Annotated in this window: 4 protein-coding genes; 2 read left to right on the top strand and 2 right to left on the bottom strand. The window is 75.0% G+C overall.

Going from position 1 to position 5,072, the window contains the following annotated elements:
- Both EBH09_RS14755 and EBH09_RS14750 read left to right on the top strand, forming a co-directional pair.
- Nucleotides 1–1,812, top strand: a 1,812-nt coding sequence (locus EBH09_RS14755; protein ID WP_193776323.1) for an SUKH-4 family immunity protein, incomplete at its 5' end; no start/stop codon positions are given.
- 182 nt (nucleotides 1,813–1,994) lie between these two features.
- Nucleotides 1,995–2,885: a cellulose-binding protein gene (locus EBH09_RS14750; RefSeq protein ID WP_121747474.1), complete on the top strand. Its 891-nt coding sequence runs from the start codon at nucleotides 1,995–1,997 to the stop codon at nucleotides 2,883–2,885.
- Nucleotides 2,886–2,971: 86 nt separating this feature from the next.
- On the opposite strand, the gene EBH09_RS14745 is transcribed toward EBH09_RS14750, so the two are convergent.
- A complete protein-coding gene (locus EBH09_RS14745; RefSeq protein WP_121747808.1) occupies nucleotides 2,972–4,612 on the bottom strand; it encodes a cation acetate symporter in 1,641 nt (546 codons plus the stop codon).
- 11 nt (nucleotides 4,613–4,623) lie between these two features.
- Nucleotides 4,624–5,004 (bottom strand): DUF485 domain-containing protein, encoded by a 381-nt coding sequence (locus EBH09_RS14740; RefSeq protein ID WP_121747807.1) that lies wholly within the window; start codon nucleotides 5,002–5,004, stop codon nucleotides 4,624–4,626.
- Nucleotides 5,005–5,072 lie beyond the last annotated feature (68 nt).

The raw sequence follows: 5,072 nt of genomic DNA, 5'->3' as shown, positions 1-5,072 counted from the left end.
AACGCCGGGGAGATCGCCGACGCCGCGACCAGCAAGGCGGCGCCGCCGCGCCGTGGCGGTGGTTCGGCGACGCCGCCTCCGCCGGGTGCGCCGGGCGCGCGGCCGGGGAGTACGCCTCCGCCGTCCGCGCCGGGTGCGCCGGCGGGCGGTTACGTGCCGACGCAGCTGGTTTCGTCGCTCGGTCCCGAGGGGCCGGGGGGTTCGGGTGGTCCGGGTACGCCGCCTCCGCCGAACGCGCCGCAGCCTCCGGCCGGGCAGGGTGCTCCCGGTGCTCCCGGTGCTCCCGGTGCTCCCGGTGCTCCCGGTGCTCCCGGTGCTCCCGGTGCTCCCGGTGCTCCGGGTACGCCGCCTCCGCCGAGCGCCTCCGGCGGGACGCCCCCGGGCGGGATGCACCATGCCGCCACGATGCTGGCCGACCCGGGCCGGACGGGCGGCGGCGCACCTCAGCCGCCCGGTCCGCCCGGTCCTCCGGCCCCTCCCGGTGCGCCCGGCGTCCCTGGTGCGCCCGGCGGTCCGGGTACGCCGCCGCCCCCTGCCGCTCCCGGTGTTCCGGGTGCGGGTGCGCCCGGCCCGCAGGGTTCCTCCGGAGGTGCGGGTGGTGCCGTGCACCATGCGCAGACCGTGCTGGCCGCGCCCCCGGTGGGCGGCCCCGGCACGCCTCCGCCGCCTCCGGGCGCCCCGGGCGTCCCCGGTGCTCCTGGTGCTCCCGCCGGTCCTGGCGTCCCCGGCGGCCCGGGTGCCGCGCAGCCGCCCGGTGCGCCCGGTGCGATGCCGCCGCCCGGCGGGCCCGTCCCCGGTCAGCCGCCGGCGTACGGCTATCCGCAGCAGCCCGCAGGTCTGCCGACCGTCGGTCCCGGCTACCAGGCCGTCCTGCGCTACCGGGCGCAGGACGGCTCCGAGCAGCAGCTGATCCGGCGTTCGGCGCCGGGTACACCGCACCCGGAGTGGCAGATCTTCCACGAGCTGCGCGCCATGAACGTGCCGCCGGACCAGGTGCTGGAGCTGCACACGGAGCTGGAGTCGTGCGTGCTGCCGGGCGCGTACTGCGCGCGGATGATCCGGGAGCAGTGGCCGCAGGCGCGGATCACCTCGATCGCGCCCTACGGCACGGACCACGCGAGCCGGCAGCAGGGCATGCAGCAACTGCTGGAGCATCAGGGCGAGCTGCACCAGGTGGCCGACGGGCCGGCCCGTCCGGCGCCGGTGCGCGCGCCGCTGCCGCACGTGCAGCCGGTGCCGCCGGTTCCGCCGGAGGTCATCGGGCAGGAGCTCGGCGGCGCGTTCGGCCCGGCTGTCTTCCGGTTCGAGCAGGCCGCGGTGTCCCGGCAGGGTGTGCCGCCGGTCGTGGCGCACACGCTGGTGGCGGCGGGTCTGCCGATGGACATGGGCCCGTTCTTCTGGGCGCAGGCCCAGCCGGGGCGTCCGGTGCCGACGCTGGCGGAGCTGGCGGCCGAGCGCGGAGTGCAGCCGGCCTCGGACGCGGGTTCGTACCTCGTCGTGGGCAGTGACTTCGGCCGGGCGATCTGTGTGCAGTACGGCACGGCGGCCATCGTGGCGGTGCCGGTGGAGGCGGGGCCGGGCGGTGCGCCCGTGCCGCCGCAGTTCGTGAACTCGGGGCTGCCGGAGTTCGCGCGCTGCCTGGCGCTGCTGGGCCGGATGTGGCGGCTCAGGTTCGGTCTGAACCAGGAGCAGGCGGGCCGCTGGACGGTGGACTTCCAGGCACAGCTGGCCGCGCTGGACCCGGCGGCGCTCGGCTCGCCGGAGAGCTGGTGGTCGGTGCTGCTGGAGCAGATGTGGGACGGGCTGCTGTGAGGCGCCCGCGCCGCTGACGTACGTACCCCTGACGTGCCCGACGGGCGGGGCCCGGTCGACCTGTGAGGCGACCGGGCCCCGCCCGTTCGCGTGCGGTGTGTCGCAGCATGAGGGCTTACGAACGATCCATAAAGTCGGTTAAGTCCATTTAGTGCGGCAGGTTCCCCACAGGGGTGATGAGCATGAGCAGCGCATCGGCGCCTCCCCACGGCTTCGTGACCGTACGCGGGCGCGAGCGTGGCTACCGTCCCGAACAGGTGGAGGTGTGTGCCGAGGCAATCTCTCGGGAGCGTGACGCGGCCTGGGAACGGGCCGCCCGGCTCACCGTGCTCGCCCGGGAGATGGAGGAGGAGCTGGAGGACCTGCGGGAGGTGGTCGCACAGCTCACCCCGCAGGACTACGAGGCGCTCGGGGAGAGCGCCCGGCGCCTGTTCCGGCTCGCCCAGGAGGAGGCCGAGGCCGTACGGGAGAGGGCGCGCAGGACGGCGGAGGGTCTGACGGAGGACGCGCGGGCCCACGCGGCCGGCGTGCGTGAGGCGGCGCAGGCGCACGCCGACGCCGTACGCGCCGAGGCCGACGAACGGGCCCGGCACCGGCTGCTGGCGGCGCGCGCGGAGGCCGACGAGGCACGGATCGAGGCCCGGCGCGAGGTGAAGGCCGGGCGCGGAGAGGCGCTGGCCGCGCTGCGCGAGATGCGCGAGCGGACAACCGGGATGCTCGCCGAGCAGGGCAGGGAGCTGGCCGAACGGCTCGCCGCGGAGGAGCGGGCGGAGGACGAGCGGGCGCGCGCCCTGGACGCGCACCACGCGGAGCTGGTGGCCCGCGCCGAGCAGGAGGCGGGTGAGGCGGCGGAGGCGCTGGCCGACGCCGAAGAGGCGGCCGGGCGGTGGCAGGAGGAGGCCCGGGCCCGGGCGGCCGAGGTGGTCGCCGAGGCCCGGGCGCGCCAGGAGCGGATTGCCCGCGACACGGAGCGCGTGCTGCGCGAGCACGGGGAGCGGTGGGACGAACTCCAGGCCCACATGGCCTCCGTACGCAGCAACCTCAGTTCGCTGACGGGGCGGGCCGTGGAGTGACACCGGGGCACCGCCCCGCGCCCGCGTCCCGCGCCCGAGCCCCGCGTCCCGCGCCCAAGCCCCGCGTCCCGCGGTCCCGGTCGCCGTCAGCCGCCCCTGCGCACCGCCCCCGCCAGGATCGAGCCCTCCACGGCCTCGTACTGGCGGCGTTGCTCCTCCGCCTTGTGCCGGCCGGAGAGCATCGTGCCCAGCCAGCCGCAGGCGAAGCCCAGGGGGATGGAGACCAGGCCCGTCGTGGTGAACGGGAACCAGTTGAAGTCGGCCTCGGGGAAGGCGGAGACGGGCGAGCCGGAGACCAGTTTGGTGCCCGGCATCAGCAGCAGCACGGCCAGCGAGCCGCCGATGAGGGTGCTGAGCAGCCCGGCGCGGGTGTAGCGGCGCCAGAAGAGGCCGTAGACCAGGGCGGGTGCGATGGCCGAGGCGCCCAGGCAGAAGGACAGGGTGACCAGGGGCTGGAGGCTGCGGTGCTGGACGAGGGTCGCGAGGAGGATCGCGGGGACGCCGACGGCCAGGGCGCAGACGCGGGCGAGGGTCATCTCGCGGCGCGGTGACATCTCCTGTACGCGGGTGGCGAACACGTCGTGGGCGAGGGAGTTGGCGCAGGCGAGGATCATGCCGCCGACGGAGGCGAGCAGGGTGAGGAAGACGGCCGTGGTGACGGTCGTGAACAGGAAGGTCTCCGCGGTGGACACCTCCGCGCCGAACGCGGCCTGGGAGCCGACCAGGAAGGCGGTGTTGCCCTGGGGATCGATCCCGGCGATGACCGCCCGCCCCACCAGCGCCGTGGCGCCGAAGCCGACGACCGTGATGACCAGGACGAACAGTGCCACGCTGGAGACCGCCCAGGACATCGAGCGGCGCACCTGGCGGGCGGAGGACGCGGTGTACATGCGCATGGTGACGTGGGGGAGGCAGGCGCCGCCGAGGACGACGGTCAGCTGCGAGGTGATCATGTCCGCCTCGGGGTGGGGCCCGCCCGCGAACTGGAGCCCCGAGTTCAGGAAGGCCGGGCCCACGCCGCTGCGGTCGGCGGCCGCGTCGAACAGCGCGCCCGGGTCCCAGTCGAAGCGGTTCAGGATCAGCACGGCGACCACGGCGCCCGAGCCGAGCAGCATCACGATCTTGAGGATCTGGATGAGGGCGGTGCCCTTCATGCCGCCGATCGCCGCGTAACTGATCATCAGCACGCCCAGGCCGATGATGCAGCCGGTCTCCAGCGACTCGCCGGAGAAGCCGAGGACGAAGGCGAGCAGCTGCCCGGTGCCCGCGAGCTGCACCAGCATCAGCGGCAGCAGCGCGGCGATGGTCACCACGCAGGTGGCGATGCGGACACTGCGTCCGGGCATCCGGCGGGCGAGCGCGTCGCCCATGGTGAACCGGCCCGCGTTGCGCAGGGGTTCGGCCAGCAGGAACATCAGCAGCATCAGTGACAGGGCGGTGCTGAGCGCCAGCACGATGCCGTCGTAGCCGAAGAGGGCGACCACGCCGCACGTGCCGAGCACGGTCGCCGCCGAGATGTAGTCGCCGGCGATCGCGAGGCCGTTGCGCATGGGGGACAGGGAGCTGTACCCGGTGTAGAACTCGTCGAGGTCGTCGCGGTCGGGGCCGGTCATCACGCACAGCAGCAGCGTGACGGTGGCGACGGCGGTGAAGCCGACCAGGGACATCGCCTGGGCGTTGCCGCTGAACCCGGTCGTCGCGAACTCGTTCGTCGCGAACCCGGTCATCGTGAACTCCGTCACCGTCCCGCCTCCCGCCGGGCGTCCAGTTCGGCCTCCTTGCGGATGCGGTCCGCGAGCGGGTCGACGTGGCGGCGCGCGGTGTGCTCGTACAGCGCGATCGCCAGCCAGGTGACGGGGAGTTGGAGCAGGGCGAGCGCCAGTCCGGTGGGCAGACCGTCGGCGAGGGTGCCGGTCATGAACCCGGGCGCGTACGCGGACAGGATCAGGAACAGGGTGAAGTAGCCGAGCGCGGTGAGCGTGGCGGTGCGTCGCTGCCAGCGGTAGGCGCTGCGCAGGACCCGCAGGTCGCTGTGGTGCCCGAGCGCGTCCCGGCGCGGTGCCCGGTGGGCGGCGGGCTCGGGGACCGGGTCGGCGTGGGGAGGCCGTGCGGGGGGCAGGTCGGCGTAGGGGTGGGGAGGCGGCGCCGGTTGCCAGGTGCGGGAGTCGTAGGGGGACGGTGCGGGGT

This window comes from Streptomyces sp. E2N166 (genome assembly GCF_003671715.1).
In the GTDB taxonomy this organism is placed as follows: Bacteria; Actinomycetota; Actinomycetes; order Streptomycetales; family Streptomycetaceae; genus Streptomyces; species Streptomyces thinghirensis.
Note: the sequence above shows the minus strand (reverse complement) of the source record. Positions and strands in the feature narration are given on the sequence as shown.